The 15,784-nt window shown below is 58.8% G+C and carries 17 protein-coding genes; 13 read left to right on the forward strand and 4 right to left on the reverse strand.

All coding sequences use genetic code 11. The features are described from left to right. The first annotated feature begins 137 nt into the window (after positions 1-137). The 3 genes from rpsO (at position 138) to pnp (ending at position 3,802) form a co-directional block, all read left to right on the forward strand. Positions 138-407 (forward strand): 30S ribosomal protein S15, encoded by a 270-nt coding sequence (gene rpsO, locus ACR0J8_RS13875; protein ID WP_170613058.1) that lies wholly within the window; start codon positions 138-140, stop codon positions 405-407. Positions 408-821: 414 nt separating this feature from the next. After that, on the forward strand, positions 822-1,451 hold the full coding sequence (locus ACR0J8_RS13880; RefSeq protein ID WP_480890729.1) for a hypothetical protein: 630 nt from the start codon (positions 822-824) through the stop codon (positions 1,449-1,451). A 200-nt stretch (positions 1,452-1,651) separates the two neighbouring features. Further along, positions 1,652-3,802 (forward strand): polyribonucleotide nucleotidyltransferase, encoded by a 2,151-nt coding sequence (gene pnp / locus ACR0J8_RS13885; RefSeq protein ID WP_480522946.1) that lies wholly within the window; start codon positions 1,652-1,654, stop codon positions 3,800-3,802. Positions 3,803-3,854: 52 nt separating this feature from the next. On the opposite strand, the gene ACR0J8_RS13890 is transcribed toward pnp, so the two are convergent. Then, on the reverse strand, positions 3,855-4,739 hold the full coding sequence (locus ACR0J8_RS13890; protein ID WP_480522947.1) for a LysR family transcriptional regulator: 885 nt from the start codon (positions 4,737-4,739) through the stop codon (positions 3,855-3,857). Between the two features lie 133 nt (positions 4,740-4,872). Between ACR0J8_RS13890 and ACR0J8_RS13895 the strand changes: the two genes are divergently transcribed. The 3 genes from ACR0J8_RS13895 to ACR0J8_RS13905 all read left to right on the forward strand — a co-directional run bounded on the left by ACR0J8_RS13895 (position 4,873) and on the right by ACR0J8_RS13905 (position 7,885). Beyond that, a complete protein-coding gene (locus tag ACR0J8_RS13895; protein ID WP_480522948.1) occupies positions 4,873-6,180 on the forward strand; it encodes an aminotransferase class I/II-fold pyridoxal phosphate-dependent enzyme in 1,308 nt (435 codons plus the stop codon). A gap of 222 nt (positions 6,181-6,402) precedes the next feature. After that, positions 6,403-7,092, forward strand: a complete 690-nt coding sequence (locus ACR0J8_RS13900) for an outer membrane protein (RefSeq protein WP_480890734.1) — start codon at positions 6,403-6,405, stop codon at positions 7,090-7,092. Between the two features lie 70 nt (positions 7,093-7,162). Further along, complete coding sequence (locus ACR0J8_RS13905; RefSeq protein WP_480522950.1) at positions 7,163-7,885, forward strand: glycosyltransferase family 25 protein; 723 nt, start codon at positions 7,163-7,165, stop codon at positions 7,883-7,885. Positions 7,886-7,969: 84 nt separating this feature from the next. On the opposite strand, the gene ACR0J8_RS13910 is transcribed toward ACR0J8_RS13905, so the two are convergent. Then, complete coding sequence (locus ACR0J8_RS13910; RefSeq protein ID WP_170613045.1) at positions 7,970-8,620, reverse strand: peroxiredoxin; 651 nt, start codon at positions 8,618-8,620, stop codon at positions 7,970-7,972. Positions 8,621-8,822: 202 nt separating this feature from the next. Here ACR0J8_RS13910 and ACR0J8_RS13915 point away from each other — a divergent pair, with 202 nt between their 5' ends. Next, positions 8,823-10,262: an aldehyde dehydrogenase family protein gene (locus ACR0J8_RS13915; protein ID WP_480522951.1), complete on the forward strand. Its 1,440-nt coding sequence runs from the start codon at positions 8,823-8,825 to the stop codon at positions 10,260-10,262. A gap of 54 nt (positions 10,263-10,316) precedes the next feature. On the opposite strand, the gene ACR0J8_RS13920 is transcribed toward ACR0J8_RS13915, so the two are convergent. Continuing rightward, positions 10,317-11,159, reverse strand: coding sequence for a methylated-DNA--[protein]-cysteine S-methyltransferase (locus ACR0J8_RS13920; protein WP_480522952.1), 843 nt, complete (start codon positions 11,157-11,159; stop codon positions 10,317-10,319). A 120-nt stretch (positions 11,160-11,279) separates the two neighbouring features. Here ACR0J8_RS13920 and ACR0J8_RS13925 point away from each other — a divergent pair, with 120 nt between their 5' ends. The 6 genes from ACR0J8_RS13925 to ACR0J8_RS13950 all read left to right on the forward strand — a co-directional run bounded on the left by ACR0J8_RS13925 (position 11,280) and on the right by ACR0J8_RS13950 (position 15,224). Beyond that, positions 11,280-11,729, forward strand: coding sequence for a MarR family winged helix-turn-helix transcriptional regulator (locus tag ACR0J8_RS13925; RefSeq protein ID WP_480522953.1), 450 nt, complete (start codon positions 11,280-11,282; stop codon positions 11,727-11,729). A gap of 1 nt (position 11,730) precedes the next feature. Next, positions 11,731-12,369 (forward strand): cysteine hydrolase family protein, encoded by a 639-nt coding sequence (locus ACR0J8_RS13930; RefSeq protein WP_480890739.1) that lies wholly within the window; start codon positions 11,731-11,733, stop codon positions 12,367-12,369. Positions 12,370-12,470: 101 nt separating this feature from the next. Continuing rightward, a complete protein-coding gene (nth, locus tag ACR0J8_RS13935) occupies positions 12,471-13,115 on the forward strand; it encodes an endonuclease III (protein WP_480522955.1) in 645 nt (214 codons plus the stop codon). Continuing rightward, entirely contained in the window at positions 13,112-14,101 is a 990-nt protein-coding gene (locus tag ACR0J8_RS13940; RefSeq protein ID WP_170679888.1) for an adenosine kinase, read from the forward strand. The genes nth and ACR0J8_RS13940 overlap by 4 nt, the downstream gene beginning before the upstream one ends. A gap of 7 nt (positions 14,102-14,108) precedes the next feature. Further along, positions 14,109-14,324, forward strand: a complete 216-nt coding sequence (locus tag ACR0J8_RS13945) for a hypothetical protein (RefSeq protein WP_480522956.1) — start codon at positions 14,109-14,111, stop codon at positions 14,322-14,324. 126 nt (positions 14,325-14,450) lie between these two features. Continuing rightward, a complete protein-coding gene (locus ACR0J8_RS13950; RefSeq protein ID WP_480522957.1) occupies positions 14,451-15,224 on the forward strand; it encodes an extensin-like domain-containing protein in 774 nt (257 codons plus the stop codon). 49 nt (positions 15,225-15,273) lie between these two features. Here ACR0J8_RS13950 and ACR0J8_RS13955 read toward each other — a convergent pair whose 3' ends face one another. Next, on the reverse strand, positions 15,274-15,759 hold the full coding sequence (locus ACR0J8_RS13955) for an RNA pyrophosphohydrolase (protein WP_480522958.1): 486 nt from the start codon (positions 15,757-15,759) through the stop codon (positions 15,274-15,276). Between the last annotated feature and the right edge of the window lie 25 nt (positions 15,760-15,784).

A 15,784-nucleotide genomic window follows, 5' to 3' on the forward strand; every position in this document is an offset into this window, starting at 1 on the left:
GATTCCCTTTGCCATTTGCCGCAAATGCGCCTATACGCGCGCATCCGCATCGGAATCGGTGCGGTTTTCTCCATGGGCCTGCGCTGGACGACATCCCGGCCTGCGCCATTCACTCTAACCTTTCAAAGGAGACCCCGATGTCGATCACTGCCGCTGAAAAAACACGCGTCATGAAAGAATTCGCAACCAAAGAGGGCGACACCGGTTCGCCTGAAGTTCAGGTTGCCATCCTGACCTCGCGCATCAACACCCTGACCGAGCACTTCAAGACCCACAAGAAAGACAACCACGGTCGTCGTGGTCTGCTGAAGATGGTTGCTCAGCGCCGCAAGCTGCTGGACTACCTGAAAGGCAAGGAAGAAGCGCGCTACCAGGACCTGATCAAAAAGCTGGGCATCCGCCGCTAATCGCTTTTTGCATTTGTTTCAAACGCCCGCCATTTTGGCGGGCGTTTTTTGTTGTGGCCATCGAACCTCTTTTTTTAGAGCGGTCGACCCACGCATTTGACATTGCCAGTGGGTTGAGGTGTGTCTGCCTGCACAACTTAAGGCTATGCCGAAAGCCTGTTAAATGCTTCTAATTCTGAACTCATTCGTGCTGTCGCTCCGCGTCACTCCCCGCATGATTTCCCCATCCTTGCGATCAGCCTCGCCTCAATAGTTGTGTGGATGGTTCTGGATGTTTTCACCCTCGGGCTGGCCGGTCACGTCAGCGAGCCGATTACAAGCGCCTTCATCAGCCTGTTCGGGATACGCGCTGCTCTGGCATTGAAGGGGGAAACGCGGCGCACGGATTACAAGGCTTTGGTTCTGTATTCGGTAATGTACGGATTGTTCTTTGCGGCGGCACTGTGGTGCCTGACCTTCATTGTGAACCTGTCCGCTATCTTGTTTGCCATCTGGCAGGTGGGTGAACCCTTCTCTTGGAGCGCTCTGCAAAATGCAGCCGAAAGCACTCAGGTCGCGTTCGCGCTAATCGCAGTGGGCAGCAAATTAATCATTTTTTTTCTCGTATTAGCCGCATTCTACGCGGTCATGGCAGTGCCTATGGCAAGTGCCGCACAATCCGCTGGGCTGCGTGCGCCAAGCCATGCGTTTTTTAGCGGGTTCAGGCGCAGCTTTATCCCGCTGTTCTGCGTCTTTTTCGTTTCGATTTTCCTGCAGATTTATTTCGGCATACTCACGGCGGTTTACGCATTACTTCCCATCATTTTGTCCATGTTTTCGATCTTGACCGTCCAGACTTTGCCTGACTTCGACCTTGAGATCATCCTGAGAGGGCTCGTCGTAAGCGGCGCACTGCTGTGGCTGAATGCGTGGCTCTGGTCCGTATCTGCTTTGGCGCTTTTAAAGTCCAAAGACAAAGGTGCACCAAGTGCCACAACCGCGCCGACGGCAGAGCCCCCGCAAGACATCCGCGCGCTGCGCAAATCGCGCGAACGGTCTTTCTAAACGCTTTCGGCACCCTTTCGCTATCGGCATCCGGTTTCCCTTCCCTTCGGGCCAAAACTCATGTATGCGCGCGGGTATCTGAGACGTTGTGCCCTGACCCCGGCACTCGAATGGAAGATAAAGTGGGGTCGGCGGCAATGGGGCCGCCATGCAAACGGGAGACCCGGAGGGCCGGGAGTGCTCCCTTCTAGGATACGCATATGTTTGATGTAACAAAGAAATCGATTCAGTGGGGCGAAGAGACGCTGACACTGGAAACCGGCAAGGTTGCCCGTCAGGCGGACGGCACCGTGATTGCCACGCTGGGCGAAACCAGCGTCATGGCCAACGTGACCTTTGCCAAAAGCCAAAAGCCCGGTCAGGACTTTTTCCCGCTGACCGTGCACTACCAAGAGAAATACTATGCCGCCGGTAAGGTTCCGGGTGGCTTCTTCAAGCGCGAGGCGCGCCCGACCGAGAAAGAGACGCTGACCGCGCGTCTGATCGACCGTCCGATCCGCCCCCTGTTCGTTGACGGCTTCAAGAACGAAGTTCTGGTGATGTGCACCGTGCTGAGCCACGATCTGGTCAACGACCCCGACATCGTTGCGATGATCGCCGCCTCGGCTGCCCTGACCATCTCGGGCGCGCCGTTCATGGGCCCGATCGCTGGTGCCCGTGTTGGTTTCGTGGATGGCGAATACGTCCTGAACCCGACCGTGGACGACATGCAGGACCTGCGCCTGAACCCCGAACAGCGTCTGGATCTGGTTGTCGCCGGCACCAAGAACGCCGTGATGATGGTGGAGTCCGAAGCGTACGAGCTGTCCGAGGCCGAAATGCTGGGCGCCGTGAACTTTGCGCACGAGCAGATTCAGCCGGTTCTGGACCTGATCATCGATCTGGCCGAAGAAACCGCTAAAGAGCCGTTCGATTTCCAAGCGCCCGATTATTCGGACCTCTACGCCGCTGTTGCCGCAGCCGGTGAAGAGCAGATGCGCGCCGCCTTCGCGATCACCGACAAGCAGGAGCGCACCGCCGCTGTTGCCGCTGCCCGTGAAGCGATCAAGGAAGCGCTGACCGAGGAACAGCTGGAAGACGCGAACCTGGGTTCCGCGATGAAAAAGCTGGAAGCTGGCATCCTGCGCGGCGACGTCGTCAAAGGCGGCAAACGCATCGACGGCCGTTCGACCACTGATGTCCGCGCCATCGAAGCCGAAACCTCGCTGCTGCCGCGTACGCATGGCTCCGCCCTGTTCACCCGTGGTGAAACGCAGGCGCTGGCCGTGACCACGCTGGGCACTGGTGATGACGAGCAGTTCATCGACGCGCTGCACGGCAACTTCAAATCGAACTTCCTGCTGCACTACAACTTCCCTCCGTATTCGGTTGGTGAAGTTGGCCGCGTTGGTTCGCCCGGCCGTCGTGAGATCGGCCACGGCAAGCTGGCATGGCGTGCGCTGCAGGCGGTTCTGCCTGCGCCGACCGACTTCCCCTACACCATCCGCGTGGTGTCGGAGATCACTGAATCCAACGGCTCGTCCTCGATGGCGTCTGTCTGCGGCGGTTCGCTGTCGATGATGGATGCGGGTGTTCCGCTGAAAGCACCGGTTGCCGGTGTGGCCATGGGTCTGATCCTGGAAGATGACGGTGAGTACGCCGTTCTGACCGACATCCTGGGTGACGAAGATCACCTGGGCGACATGGACTTCAAGGTGGCGGGTACCGAGAACGGCATCACCTCGCTGCAGATGGACATCAAGGTCGCAGGCATCACGCCGCAGATCATGGAAACCGCTCTGGCACAGGCCAAAGAAGGCCGGATGCACATCCTGGGCGAGATGGGCAAAGCCCTGTCCGAGACCAACGAATTCTCGGTCCACGCTCCGCGCATCGAGACCATGAACATTCCGACCGACAAGATCCGCGAAGTAATCGGCTCGGGTGGCAAGGTCATCCGCGAGATCGTCGAGGTTTCGGGTGCCAAGGTCGACATCAACGACGACGGCGTCATCAAGATCGCCTCGCCGGATGGTGAATCGATCAAGAAGGCCTATGACATGATCTATTCGATCGTGGCCGAGCCGGAAGAAGGTCAGGTCTATACCGGTAAAGTGGTCAAAATCGTCGACTTCGGTGCCTTCGTGAACTTCTTTGGCAAGCGCGACGGTCTGGTGCACGTGTCCCAGATCGAAAATCGCCGCCTGAACCATCCGTCGGATGTTCTGAAGGAAGGTCAGGAAGTGAAGGTCAAGCTGCTGGGCTTTGACGATCGTGGCAAGGTTCGCCTGTCGATGAAAGTCGTCGATCAGGAAACCGGTGAAGAGATCGTCCCCGAGAAGAAAGAAAAGAAAGAGGAAAGTGCAGAGTAATCTGCCCCTTTTTCGGAGATACAGAAGACCCCGGCTTTGGCCGGGGTCTTTTTTATGGGCTTTGGTTTTCAGGTCGGGTTTCCGGCGACTGAACGCTCTGTTTCAGCAGGTCGGCGATTTCATCGACCTCTGGCCTGCGCCGGGTCCTGTGCGGGCGGTTCAGGACCAGTGACAGGCCGCTCTCGCATCTTTCGGGAAACAACGGGCAGAGCAATCCAATGCGCAGCGCCTGTTCGATCAGGCAGGCATGGCCCATCAAGACCCCCGCCCCGGATTTGGCTTCCTCGACAGCCAGACTGTACAGGGAATAGCGCGGCCCTTTTTGCGGATCAGCCAGCGCCCGCCCGGATTTATCCGACCAGATCGCCCAATCGTCCTGCCATGTCTGATCGTGCAGCAATGGAAGGGTGCCTGGATCGCGACCCTTTGCGACGTCTTCGGCCATTGCCGGAGTGCAGACGGGAAAGATGATATCCCTGGCCAGGACCACCTGCTCGGCGCTGCCATCGGGGATGGCGAAGAATACGGACAGGTCGAAAAACTCGCGCGTCAGGCTGGGCGGTGATTCCAGCGCGGTGACCGAGAAATTGATATCAGGATAGATTTTCCGGATCCGCCCAAGCCGGGCGGGCAGCCAAAGCTGCGCGACCGACGGCAGAGCGGCGATATGGATATCCGCATTGGGTTGCTGGTTCCTCAGGCTTTGCGTCGCGGATGCAAGCGCGTCAAAGGCCTCAGTAAATTCGCGGCTCAGACTGCGGGCAGCCGGGGTCAACTGTACGCCCTGCGCATTCCGGCGGAACAATGTCACCCCTGCCCAGCCCTCCAACGCCTTGATATGCTGGGAAATCGCACCGGGCGTGACGTTCAGTTCATCCGCAGCGGCGACAAAACTGCCGTGACGCGCCGCGGCCTCGAAGGCGCGCAGGGCGTTCATGGGTGGCCCCTTGGGGCGGCGTGGTGAAACGGGCAATTTCCTAGCCTTAGCTTTTCTACGCCAAGAAATAGCAAATCTGATTTGCGCTGTCATTCGAAGTGATCAATCTTGGCCGCAAATGGAGGACACGGATATGACAATCGAACAACGGGCCTGGGTCCCTGCGGCATGCGAGACACTTGTGCAGGATATCGCGGCCAGGACGGCACAGGCGTCCTCGGCAGATCTGCTGGGGCGGATTGACCAGCTTGTGGCACGAAACCGTGACATCCACGAGAAAGAGTGCTTCAACCTCAACCCTGCCACAAACGTAATGAACCCGAAGGCCGAGGCATTGCTGGCCTCGGGCATCGGCTCGCGCCCTTCGCTGGGCTATCCCGGCGACAAGTACGAGATGGGCCTGGAAGCCATTGAAGAGATCGAGGTGATCGCGGCCGAGCTGTGTGCCGAGATTTTCGATGCGAAATATGCCGAAATCCGGGTACCTTCTGGGGCGATTGCGAATCTTTACGGCTTTATGGCCACCTGCAAACCGGGCGACACGATCATCGCACCACCCGCGTCAATCGGCGGGCATGTCACCCATCACCTGGCCGGCTGTGCCGGGCTGTTCGGCCTGCGAACCATCGAAGCGCCGGTCAATCCCGATGGGTATACGGTCGATCTGGACCAGTTGCGGCAGATCGCGCTGACGGAACGGCCTCGCCTGATCACGATTGGCGGCAGCCTGAACCTGTTTGAACATCCGGTCGCCGAAATCCGTGCCATCGCTGATGAAATCGATGCCAAGGTCATGTTCGATGCCGCGCATCAATGTGGGATCATTGCCGGAAAGGCTTGGCGCAACCCGCTGGCCGAAGGCGCGCATTTCATGACCATGAGCACCTACAAAAGCCTGGGCGGGCCAGCGGGGGGACTGATCGTCAGCAATGACGCCGAGATCGCGCAGGCGCTGGATCGCATCGCCTTTCCCGGCATGACGGCCAATTTCGACGCGGCCAAATCGGCGGCCCTGGCTTTGACGATGCTGGACTGGCGCGATTTTGGTGCCGAATACGCGGCGGCGATGATTGCGATGGCCAAAGCGCTGGCCGAAGCGTTGGATGCCAGAGGGGTTCCGGTTTTTGCGGGTGCCGGGGGCTTTACCGCCTCGCATCAGTTCGCCGTGCTGGCGGAACCCTATGGTGGCGGGCAAGCGGCCTCAAAAACACTGCGGCATGCGGGTTTCCTGGCCTGTGGTATTGGGTTGCCCGTTAACGCTGTCGCCGGCGATCTGAACGGCCTGCGCATCGGAACACCGGAACTGGTCCGGTGGGGCATGACTGCGGCCGACGCCGAACATCTGGCCGCGCTGATTGCAGACGGTCTGGCAAAAAAGGATATAGCGGGGCAAGTTTCAGACTGGCGGCAAAGCTTTTCGACCCTGCATTTCATACACTAAGACGATGCGGGCGCGTGAGCCGCAATCTCATGCGCCTGCGGTTGTTTTCCTCATACATTAGAGCGGCTTGCACCATTGCCAATAGGGCCGATGCCACCGGCGAAATTATTCACTCACACTGTTCAAATCCACCGTGACCCGAGTTGATCGGGAACCGGCTTTCGTTTGTTCCGATCCGCCCCACATGTGCCCCGTGCATCTTACGGAACAAAGGACATGACCATGATCACCCGTTTCATCCTCGCCTCTGCCGCATTTGGCCTGGGCGTTTCCGCCGCTGGCGCGCAAAGCCTGACCGAGGGCGCTTATATTCAGGGCTTCGCCGGCTACAGCCGGTTGCAGGACAGCGATTTTTCGGGCTCGATCGGTGGCGCAAACCAATCAGTTGATACCGATTTCGACTCGGGCTATTGGCTTGGCGTGGCAATCGGGACGGAAGTTCCGCAATGGTCCAACGACAGGATCGGAACCCGGATCGAGCTGGAATTGTCCTATCGCGAAAATGATGTGGACGGGGTGAACTTCACTGGCAACGGACCGGCGACCGAGGGCAATATCTCGGGCGATGTCACTCAGACCTCGCTGTATGCGAACATCCTGTTCGACATCAAACAAAGCGGACCGCTGACACCCTATTTCGGCTTTGGTCTGGGTGCGACCTATTCAGATCTGGACTTCGCCTATGGTCCGGGGGTTGAGCTGAACGACAGCGGCACCGATTTTGCTGCACAACTGATTGCCGGGGCGGCGTATGACATCAATGACAACACCGCCTTCATCGCCGATGCCCGCTATTCGCGCGCCTTTGATGTTTCGTCCGATCGTTTGGCGCCAAACGGCGCGCTGACCGGGTCGGTCGAGGACGATCTGGATACGTTCAGCATAAATCTCGGCCTGCGTTACAAGTTCTGACGCGGTACGGGAAAGTGTTTCCCTCCGGTTTCGCTTTCCCCGCGTGCCCTCGTGATCTATGCACGGGGGCATGCGATCCTTTGTCATTCATATGTCCTCAAGCACAGCGCGCCGCGCCAATGCCGATCAGTTGTGCCAAGACCTTCCCAATGCCGAATTGTTCGAGGCCGTGAATGGTCGCGATCCGGACCAGATCGCGCATGTCAGTCTGCATCCCGGCAACCTGCACCGCCCCCATTATCCGTTTCCACTGCGCCCCGCTGAAATCGGCGTCTTCGAAAGCCACAGGCGGATCTGGAAAAAGATGGTCGATGAACAGATCGAACTGGCCATCATCACCGAGGATGATCTGCGCATAGACCCCCCCCGCATGGCCCAAGCACTGGACATGCTGGACTCTCTTGCGACCCCCGACCAATATATCCGTATCCCGGTGAAACAGCGCGAAGTGCCGGTGCAGACCCTGGCGGAACAGAACGGTTTGAAACTGATCCTGCCGAAAGTCATCGGATTGCAATGCGTGTGCCAGATGGTTGGCCGGCGCGCCGCAGAACGGTTGCTGGCCGCAACCAACGAAATCGACCGCCCGGTGGACACGTTTCAGCAAATGCACTGGCTGACCGGCCAGCCGATCCACGCCCTGCTGGGCAGCGGCAACCGTGAAGTGGCGCGGGAAATAGGCGGCTCCACCATTCAGACAAAACCGCCGCTCAGCGACAAGCTGACACGGGAATTCAAGCGCGCTGCCTATCGGGCGAAGCTACACCTGCACCCACAGAGACCACTGCCGTAATCAGATAGAAAGTACCTTCGGGAGAAATCGCGCCCCGAGGGGCGCGATGGGGGGAGGCAGCCCCCCCTTGGACCCAGGCAGCCGTTACGACGGCGCCTTGGTCTTGCGCAGATAGGGGAAGATCGTCTCGAACTCGCCAAACTTCGCTTTGGCATCTTCATTCGACACGGTGGGCGGGATAATCACATCCTCACCCGGCACCCAGTTTGCTGGGGTCGCAACGCCCTTCGCGCTCATCTGCAGCCCGTCCAGCGCGCGCAGGATCTCGGCAAAGTTGCGGCCGACAGTCATCGGATAGGTCATGGACAGCTTCAGTTGCTTGTCCGGCCCGATGATAAAGACCGACCGCACCGTGGCGCTGTCGGCAGGTGTGCGGCCATCGGGCAGGTAGGCTTCGGCAGGCAGCATGTCAAAGGCCTTGGATACCGCCAGACCGTCATCGGCGATAATCGGGAAACCGGGGTTGGCATTGCCATAGGCCTCGATATCCTTTTTCCATTTCTTGTGATCTTCCACACCGTCGACGGACACGCCGATCACTTTGGTGTTACGTGCAGCCCATTCATCATTCAGCTGCGCCACAGCCGAGAATTCGGTGGTGCAGACCGGGGTAAAATCCTTGGGGTGCGAAAACAGGATGGCCCAGCTGTCGCCGATCCAATCGTGGAACTGAACAGTGCCCTGATCCGTTTCTGCAGTGAAATTCGGGACGGTATCGTTGATGCGCAAACCCATGGGGCATCTCCTTTCCTGTGAAAAAACCGAGTCGGTTGCCGTAAACCTAAACACTTTCCGCAATTGTTAAACCATATGCAGGGCAAAGCTGTCAGCAATTCGCAGAAATAATTTGATCAAATTATCTCTTGCCCGTATTTGGCGGCAATGACAGAGTGACGCCGAGCCCGAAGCCGGAGCAACAGGGTCAGGAGGACAGGCCATGATCGAGAAACGCAATTTCTACATCAACGGACAGTGGGTCGCGCCGTCAGCGCCCCAGGATTTCAACGTCATCAACCCCTCGACCGAGGAACCATGTGCGGTGATTTCACTGGGCTCGCAGGCGGATACCGACGCTGCAGTCGCTGCTGCCAAGGCGGCTCTGCCGGGTTGGATGGCGACACCGGTGGCGCAGCGGATCGCAATGGTGGAAAAACTTGCAGATATCTACCAGACCCGCAGCGAAGATCTGGCGCAGGCGATGTCGCTTGAGATGGGTGCGCCGATCGACATGGCGCGCACCCAGCAATCAGGTGCAGGTATCTGGCACCTGAAGAACTTCATCCGGGCCGCCAAAACCTTTGAGTTCGAGCGTCCGCTGGGCGATCACGCCCCAAATGACCGAATCATCTACGAGGCCGTCGGCGTGGCGGCCCTGATCACCCCATGGAACTGGCCGATGAACCAGATCACGCTCAAGGTCGGTGCGGCGGCGATCGCGGGCTGCACCATGGTGCTGAAACCCTCGGAACAAAGCCCGCTGAACGCGATGATCTTTGCCGAGATGATGGACGAGGCAGGCTTTCCGCCCGGTGTGTTCAACCTCGTCAACGGTGATGGCGCCGGGGTCGGCTCGCAACTGTCTGCGCATCCGAATGTGGATATGGTCAGCTTCACCGGCTCGACCCGTGCTGGGACCGCAATTTCGAAAAGCGCGGCTGATACCTTGAAGAAAGTTCATCTGGAACTGGGCGGCAAGGGCGCCAATGTCGTCTTCGCCGACGCGGACGAAAAGGCGGTCAAGCGCGGTGTTCTGCACATGATGAACAACACGGGCCAAAGCTGCAACGCGCCCAGCCGTATGCTGGTGCAACGTCCGATTTATGATCAGGCGGTCGAAACGGCGGCCGAAGTGGCAGGTAAGGTCACTGTCGGCAGCGCCGCCGAAGAAGGTCGCCACATTGGCCCGGTCGTGAATGAGGTGCAGTGGACCAAGATTCAGGACCTGATCCAGAAAGGCATTGACGAAGGCGCGCGCCTGGTCGCGGGCGGCACCGGTCGGCCTGAAGGTTTGAACAAGGGTTACTATGTGCGACCCACCGTGTTTGCCGATGCCAACAACCAGATGACCATCGCCCGCGAAGAGATCTTTGGCCCGGTCCTGACCATGATCCCCTTCGACACCGAGGAAGAGGCCATCGGGATCGCCAATGACACGCCCTACGGCCTGACGAACTATGTCCAGACACAGGACGGTGCGCGCGCCAACCGGATGGCCCGCGCCCTGAGGTCCGGCATGGTTGAGATGAATGGCCAGTCCCGCAGTGCCGGCTCGCCCTTTGGCGGCATGAAGCAATCCGGCAATGGGCGCGAAGGCGGCGTCTGGGGGCTTGAGGATTTTCTGGAAGTCAAAGCCGTCGGCGGCTGGGCGGCAGAGTAACGCGCCACAACAAGTCAGATGCGCGGCACCCGAGGGTGCCTCGCTTACTGGGCGTCAGGCATCCGCCTGCGCGGCTTCGTATGCCAGCATCGCGCGTTTCACCGGCAACCCCCAGTGATAGCCGCCCAACCCGCCGGATTTGCGCAGGGCGCGGTGGCAGGGGATCAGCCAGCTTACCGGGTTGCGGCCCACGGCTGTTCCCACGGCGCGCACGGCTTGTGGCGAACCGACCCGCTGCGCAATTTCGGAATAGGTCGTGACCTGACCTGACGGGATGTGCATCAGTGCTTCCCACACCTTGATCTGCAGAGGTGAGCCAAGCAGGTGCAGCGGCGTCTCGGCGCGGCTGGGCCCGAAGGCACCTTGCACCCAAGGGTTCAGGCGTTCGGAGTTTTCCACAAACTCCGCATTCGGCCAGCGCGCGACCATGTCCTCCATCGCTGCTTCCCCGCCCGTCTCGGACGCAAACGCGATACCGCAGATGCCCTTTTCCGTTCCCATGACCAAAGCCGGGCCAAAAGGGCTTTCGAACCAGCCCCAGAAGATCGCCAGTCCTTCGCCTTTGCGGGCATATTCGCCGGGGCTCATGGATTCCCATTTGAGGAACAGATCGTGCAGGCGGCCACTGCCGGACAGGCCGACATTGTGCGCGGTTTCCAATGTGGTGAACCGTTCCCTCAGCAGTGCCTTTGCATGGCCCAGCGTCAGATATTGCTGGTAACGTTTCGGAGACACCCCGGTCCAGCGCGAAAACAACCGCTGAAAATGCGCGGGGCTCATGTCCATCTGGCGAGCAAGCTCTTCGAGGCTGAGCGCCTCGCCGCCCTGGTCGATCAGATCGATGGCCCGGCGCATGACGTTGTAGTGATAGCCGGTTTCTGGATTCTGGACGTTCATGTTGCACCTCTTCGCTTGCATTAACATTACCGCGCTCAGACCAATGCCGCGACCCGGAACCTGCGCATATTTTTGTCAACTGAGTTGACGAATCGTTTTGCACCCATCAAGATTGAGGGCATGGAACATTCGTTGGATCAGCTCTATCAGGCAGTTCAGGCCACGCGGCCCCTGCTGCGCAACATTACAGCCGCGGTTGAACGCGGCAGCAATCGCGAAGGCGTAACTGTTGGACAACGTGCGATCCTTGAGGGGTTATCCCTTTTCCCCGGAGCGACAGCCCCACAGTTGTGCATCGAGTTGCAGCTAAAACGGCAATACGTCGCGCGCATCCTGCAGGAAGTGATGAAGGCCGGTCTGGTCGACAGTCGCGCCAACCCCAAGCGCGCGCGTTCTTACTGCTATCGGCTGACACCTGCGGGCCAAGACATCATCACTGCGATCAGAACAGATGAAATGTCAAAACTGGCCAGTTTTTCCACAGACTTCTCTCCCGAAGAGCTTGCGACTCACCACAAGGTGCAACTGGCGCTCACTCGGTTTTTTGCCAATCTGACTGAGGAGGTATGAGATGTCGGTTCTTTGGATTATCGTCACTGGAAGTGTGATCGCGGTTCTCTATGTTCTCAATGAAATTCGCAGGATCGGCACGCCAACAACCGGACCGGCAATTGATCTGGCCGCTCGTCCTGAAACGGCGCTGGTGGTGATCGACATGCAGACTGATTTCACCTCAATACCCGGATGGGATGCAGCGGAGTTGGATGGTGCCATTTCGAACATCAGAGACTCCGTCAGGCAGGCCCGCGAAACCGGAATGCCCGTGATCGCCATTCGGCACGTTTTCAACGGAAAGCTGGCGAACCTTCTGAACGGCTGGTTCAATCAGGGGCGTGGCAATGAAGGGTCAGCCGGGATCGAGACCGATCCGCGCCTCGGGCTGGATGCGGACGCGGAATTTGTGAAATCCATAGGTGATGCCTTTTCCTCGAATGCGTTTGAACAGTTTTTGGAATACAATCGGATCGGAACACTGATCCTGACCGGCCTTGATGGTTGTCATTGCGTCAACAAGACGGCGCAGGGGGCGCTGAACCGGGGGTATCGGGTGCACATAGACCCGACGGCTGTTCTGGCTGCTAATCCAGCAAACTGGGCGAAGGTCAAGGAGCGGTTGGAGTCAAATGGGGCGGAGCTCCGAGGGCTATAGGCGTGAAACTCCGATAGCAGCCCCGACACTCGGCCATTCGTATTGCCAATTTCCCGCCTTTTTAATTGCGGGCAGCGATCCGGCAGGGCATACCGTTCTGGATGGCTAAACAACTCGACTACCACACGATCCGAGAGATCTTCACACGCTTTCAACAAGCCGACCCGGAACCCAAAGGCGAGTTGGAAAATGTGAATGTCTACACCCTAGTCGTGGCGGTGGCGCTTTCGGCGCAGGCAACCGATGCGGGTGTCAACAAGGCCACGCGCGCGCTGTTCATGATCGCAGATACACCGCAGAAGATGCTGGAACTGGGCGAAGAGGGTCTGATTGAACACATCAAGACCATCGGTTTGTTTCGACAGAAAGCCAAGAACGTCATCAAGCTGAGCCGAATTCTGGTCGAGGAATATGGCGGCGAAGTTCCCAACTCCCGTGCCGCGCTGCAATCGCTGCCGGGGGTGGGGCGCAAGACGGCCAATGTGGTGCTGAACATGTGGTGGCGGCAACCGGCGCAGGCGGTGGACACCCATATCTTTCGCGTTGGAAACAGAACCGGGATCTGCCCCGGCAAGGACGTGGATGCCGTCGAGCGTGCCATCGAAGACAACATTCCGGCCGATTTCCAATTGCACGCGCATCACTGGCTGATCCTGCACGGCCGCTATCATTGCAAAGCGCGCAAACCTCTGTGCGGAACCTGCATTATCCGCGATCTCTGTCAATTTGAGGACAAGAACCTATGAAAACCTACCAGCTTGTCGGCATTGGAAATGCCGTCGTTGACGTGATTTCCCAAGCCGATGACAGCTTTCTTGAGCTGATGGGCATCGAGAAAGGCATCATGCAACTGATCGAACGCGAGCGCGGCGAGGTGCTGTACGCCGCGATGGGCAGTCGGGTCCAGACGCCCGGTGGCTCGGTGGCCAATACCATCGCCGGGGCCGGAGCGCTTGGGCTGGACGCTGCCTTCATCGGTCGGGTGCATGACGATGCGCTGGGCCGGTTCTATGCCAACGCGATGAACGAAGACGGTGTGGATTTCGTGAACGCCCCGGTCCCGGGTGGTGAACTGCCGACCTCGCGTTCAATGATCTTTGTCTCTCCAGATGGGGAACGGTCGATGAACACCTATCTGGGGATTTCCTCGGAACTGTCGTCCAAGGACGTTCCGGCCGACGTGGCAGGCAACAGCCAGATCATGTTTCTTGAGGGTTATCTGTTTGACAAGGAAAAGGGCAAGGCCGCGTTCCTTGAGGCCGCGCGCAATTGCCACAAAGGCGGCGGCAAGGCGGGTATCGCCATTTCAGATCCCTTCTGCGTGGAACGCCACCGGGTGGACTTCCTTCTGCTGATCGAGAACGAGCTGGATTTCGTAATCGGCAACGAAGCCGAGATCAAGTCGCTGTTCGAAACTGACGACCTGGAAGAAGCGTTGGCCAAAACCGCCGAGATTTGTCGGCTGGTCGTATGCACCCGCTCAGGCGACGGTGTGACGATTCTGCACGAAGGACAGCGCATCGACGTTCCCGTTCAGAAGGTTGTACCGGTGGATGCGACCGGCGCAGGCGACCAGTTCGCTGCCGGGTTCCTGTTCGGTATGGCCACAGGCCGGGATTATGAGACATGCGCCCGGATCGGCAATATCTGCGCCCGTGAAGTCATCAGCCATATCGGACCCAGGCCCGAGGCGGATCTGGTTGCGCTGTTGCGGGAAGAAGGATTGCTCTGACCCCTGCATGGATGCGTTCCTGACCCGCCTGCCGGATCGGCTGGCGGGTTTTCTTTTTCAGGATCGGCGGATCGGGCGCGGGTATTTCTGCGTAACATTGCGCCGACGTGTTCTGATCGCTTGGAAAAAACTGTTTAACAACCGAAGGCATTTCTTCTTATCATTCAGCCGAAGCCCTTCGCTGCTCCCGGCGTTCTGGCACTGTTTGAAAAGCGAAACTTAATTTGGCACGTAAATGCGATAATTCCTTTCTGGGACCATTCTTTACCCGTTCCCGATCCGGATGTGCCCACAAGTCAGCGGCGTCCCGGAATTTGAATGTGAAGAACCTTTCTATGGATTCAGCGCGTTGAGGCGGGGTCTGGTCGCACTTCTGGTGCTATGGGCCGCCGCAGCGCAGGCCGAACCGGACTGTGCCGAAAGCCCGGTGCGAAACGCGGTCGATCTGGTTGCCTTTGAAATCGGCGCGATTGAATCGGACAAGGCATCGGACCTGCCTGCCGAAACACCCGGGACCGAAGTCACCGAGTCGCGGCGACCGCAACTAAGACCCTGCAAGTTCCGCAACATTGCCCTGGGACGCGAACGAATGCGCAATCGGGGTGCGGTGTGCAAAGACTGGACCATTCTGGGCGAAACGCTCAAACAGATATCGGGGCCATACAGGGGGTGCAGGATCGCGAACCCGGTTCGTGTCCGAAAGATCTCGGATGTTGCGCTCAGTCAATTGGCGTTGATGGATTGCGAAACCGCAATCACGCTGAAGACCTGGATTGAAAACACGGCCAAGCCGGCATTCGCGGATCAGGGCGGCGGCCTGAAAGGAATGCGGCTTGCAGGCCACTACGCCTGTCGGACGCAGAACAACCGGCCGCGCGCGCGCCTGTCGGAACACGCCAGGGGCCGTGCCGTGGACATTTCTTCCTTTGTGCTCTGGGACGGCACCATCATCACGGTGGGCGACGGTTGGACAGATGAGGACAACAGCGACGTTTTGCGTGAACTGCACAAGGGTGCCTGTGGTCTGTTCGGAACAGTTCTCGGCCCAGATTCAGACCGGTTTCACAAAGGCCATTTTCATTTCGACACCGCCCGACGCGGCGGTGGGCCGTTGTGCCGGTAGGCGCAAGGCATAGTCATCACGCAGTCAAGTCGGCTGACGGACGCCTGACTTAGGACAGGTATTCTTCAAAGGCCTCCAACACACTTTGGTACACGTCCCGCTTGAACGGAACGATCTCGTCGACCAGGTGTGCGGGTTCCTGCCATTTCCAGCGGGTAAATTCCGGGTGTTCGGTCTGGATATCGATCTGATCATCACGGCCTGTAAAGCGTAGCAGAAACCATTTCTGCTCCTGCCCGCGAAAGCGGCCCTTCCAGATTTTCGGAACGATGTCATGCGGCAGATCATAGGGCAGCCAGCCGTCGGTCTCGGCCACGATCTGAACCAGGTCCGCGGTCACGCCCGTCTCTTCCATCAGTTCGCGCAGGGCCGCATCGCGGGGGTCTTCGCCCTTGTCCACGCCACCTTGCGGCATTTGCCAGGCCTCGGCGTGGCGGTCGTTACGCTGACCGACGAATATCCTGCCCTCGCCATTCATCAGCATCAGCCCGACGCAGGGACGATACGGCAGTCTGGCGATTTCTTCAGGTGTCATGTGCGGCCTCGTGAAAATGCTGTGT

The sequence above is a fragment of the Ruegeria sp. N11 genome (assembly GCF_056531525.1).

Excerpts from the sequence above, each read along its gene's own strand:
- rpsO (WP_170613058.1), top strand. The coding sequence starts at position 138 with ATGTCGATCACTGCCGCTGAAAAAACACGCGTCATGAAAGAATTCGCA.
- ACR0J8_RS13880 (WP_480890729.1), top strand. The coding sequence starts at position 822 with ATGTACGGATTGTTCTTTGCGGCGGCACTGTGGTGCCTGACCTTCATT.
- pnp (WP_480522946.1), top strand. The coding sequence starts at position 1,652 with ATGTTTGATGTAACAAAGAAATCGATTCAGTGGGGCGAAGAGACGCTG.
- ACR0J8_RS13890 (WP_480522947.1), bottom strand. The coding sequence starts at position 4,739 with ATGAACGCCCTGCGCGCCTTCGAGGCCGCGGCGCGTCACGGCAGTTTT.
- ACR0J8_RS13895 (WP_480522948.1), top strand. The coding sequence starts at position 4,873 with ATGACAATCGAACAACGGGCCTGGGTCCCTGCGGCATGCGAGACACTT.
- ACR0J8_RS13900 (WP_480890734.1), top strand. The coding sequence starts at position 6,403 with ATGATCACCCGTTTCATCCTCGCCTCTGCCGCATTTGGCCTGGGCGTT.
- ACR0J8_RS13905 (WP_480522950.1), top strand. The coding sequence starts at position 7,163 with ATGCGATCCTTTGTCATTCATATGTCCTCAAGCACAGCGCGCCGCGCC.
- ACR0J8_RS13910 (WP_170613045.1), bottom strand. The coding sequence starts at position 8,620 with ATGGGTTTGCGCATCAACGATACCGTCCCGAATTTCACTGCAGAAACG.
- ACR0J8_RS13915 (WP_480522951.1), top strand. The coding sequence starts at position 8,823 with ATGATCGAGAAACGCAATTTCTACATCAACGGACAGTGGGTCGCGCCG.
- ACR0J8_RS13920 (WP_480522952.1), bottom strand. The coding sequence starts at position 11,159 with ATGAACGTCCAGAATCCAGAAACCGGCTATCACTACAACGTCATGCGC.
- ACR0J8_RS13925 (WP_480522953.1), top strand. The coding sequence starts at position 11,280 with ATGGAACATTCGTTGGATCAGCTCTATCAGGCAGTTCAGGCCACGCGG.
- ACR0J8_RS13930 (WP_480890739.1), top strand. The coding sequence starts at position 11,731 with ATGTCGGTTCTTTGGATTATCGTCACTGGAAGTGTGATCGCGGTTCTC.
- nth (WP_480522955.1), top strand. The coding sequence starts at position 12,471 with ATGGCTAAACAACTCGACTACCACACGATCCGAGAGATCTTCACACGC.
- ACR0J8_RS13940 (WP_170679888.1), top strand. The coding sequence starts at position 13,112 with ATGAAAACCTACCAGCTTGTCGGCATTGGAAATGCCGTCGTTGACGTG.
- ACR0J8_RS13945 (WP_480522956.1), top strand. The coding sequence starts at position 14,109 with ATGGATGCGTTCCTGACCCGCCTGCCGGATCGGCTGGCGGGTTTTCTT.
- ACR0J8_RS13955 (WP_480522958.1), bottom strand. The coding sequence starts at position 15,759 with ATGACACCTGAAGAAATCGCCAGACTGCCGTATCGTCCCTGCGTCGGG.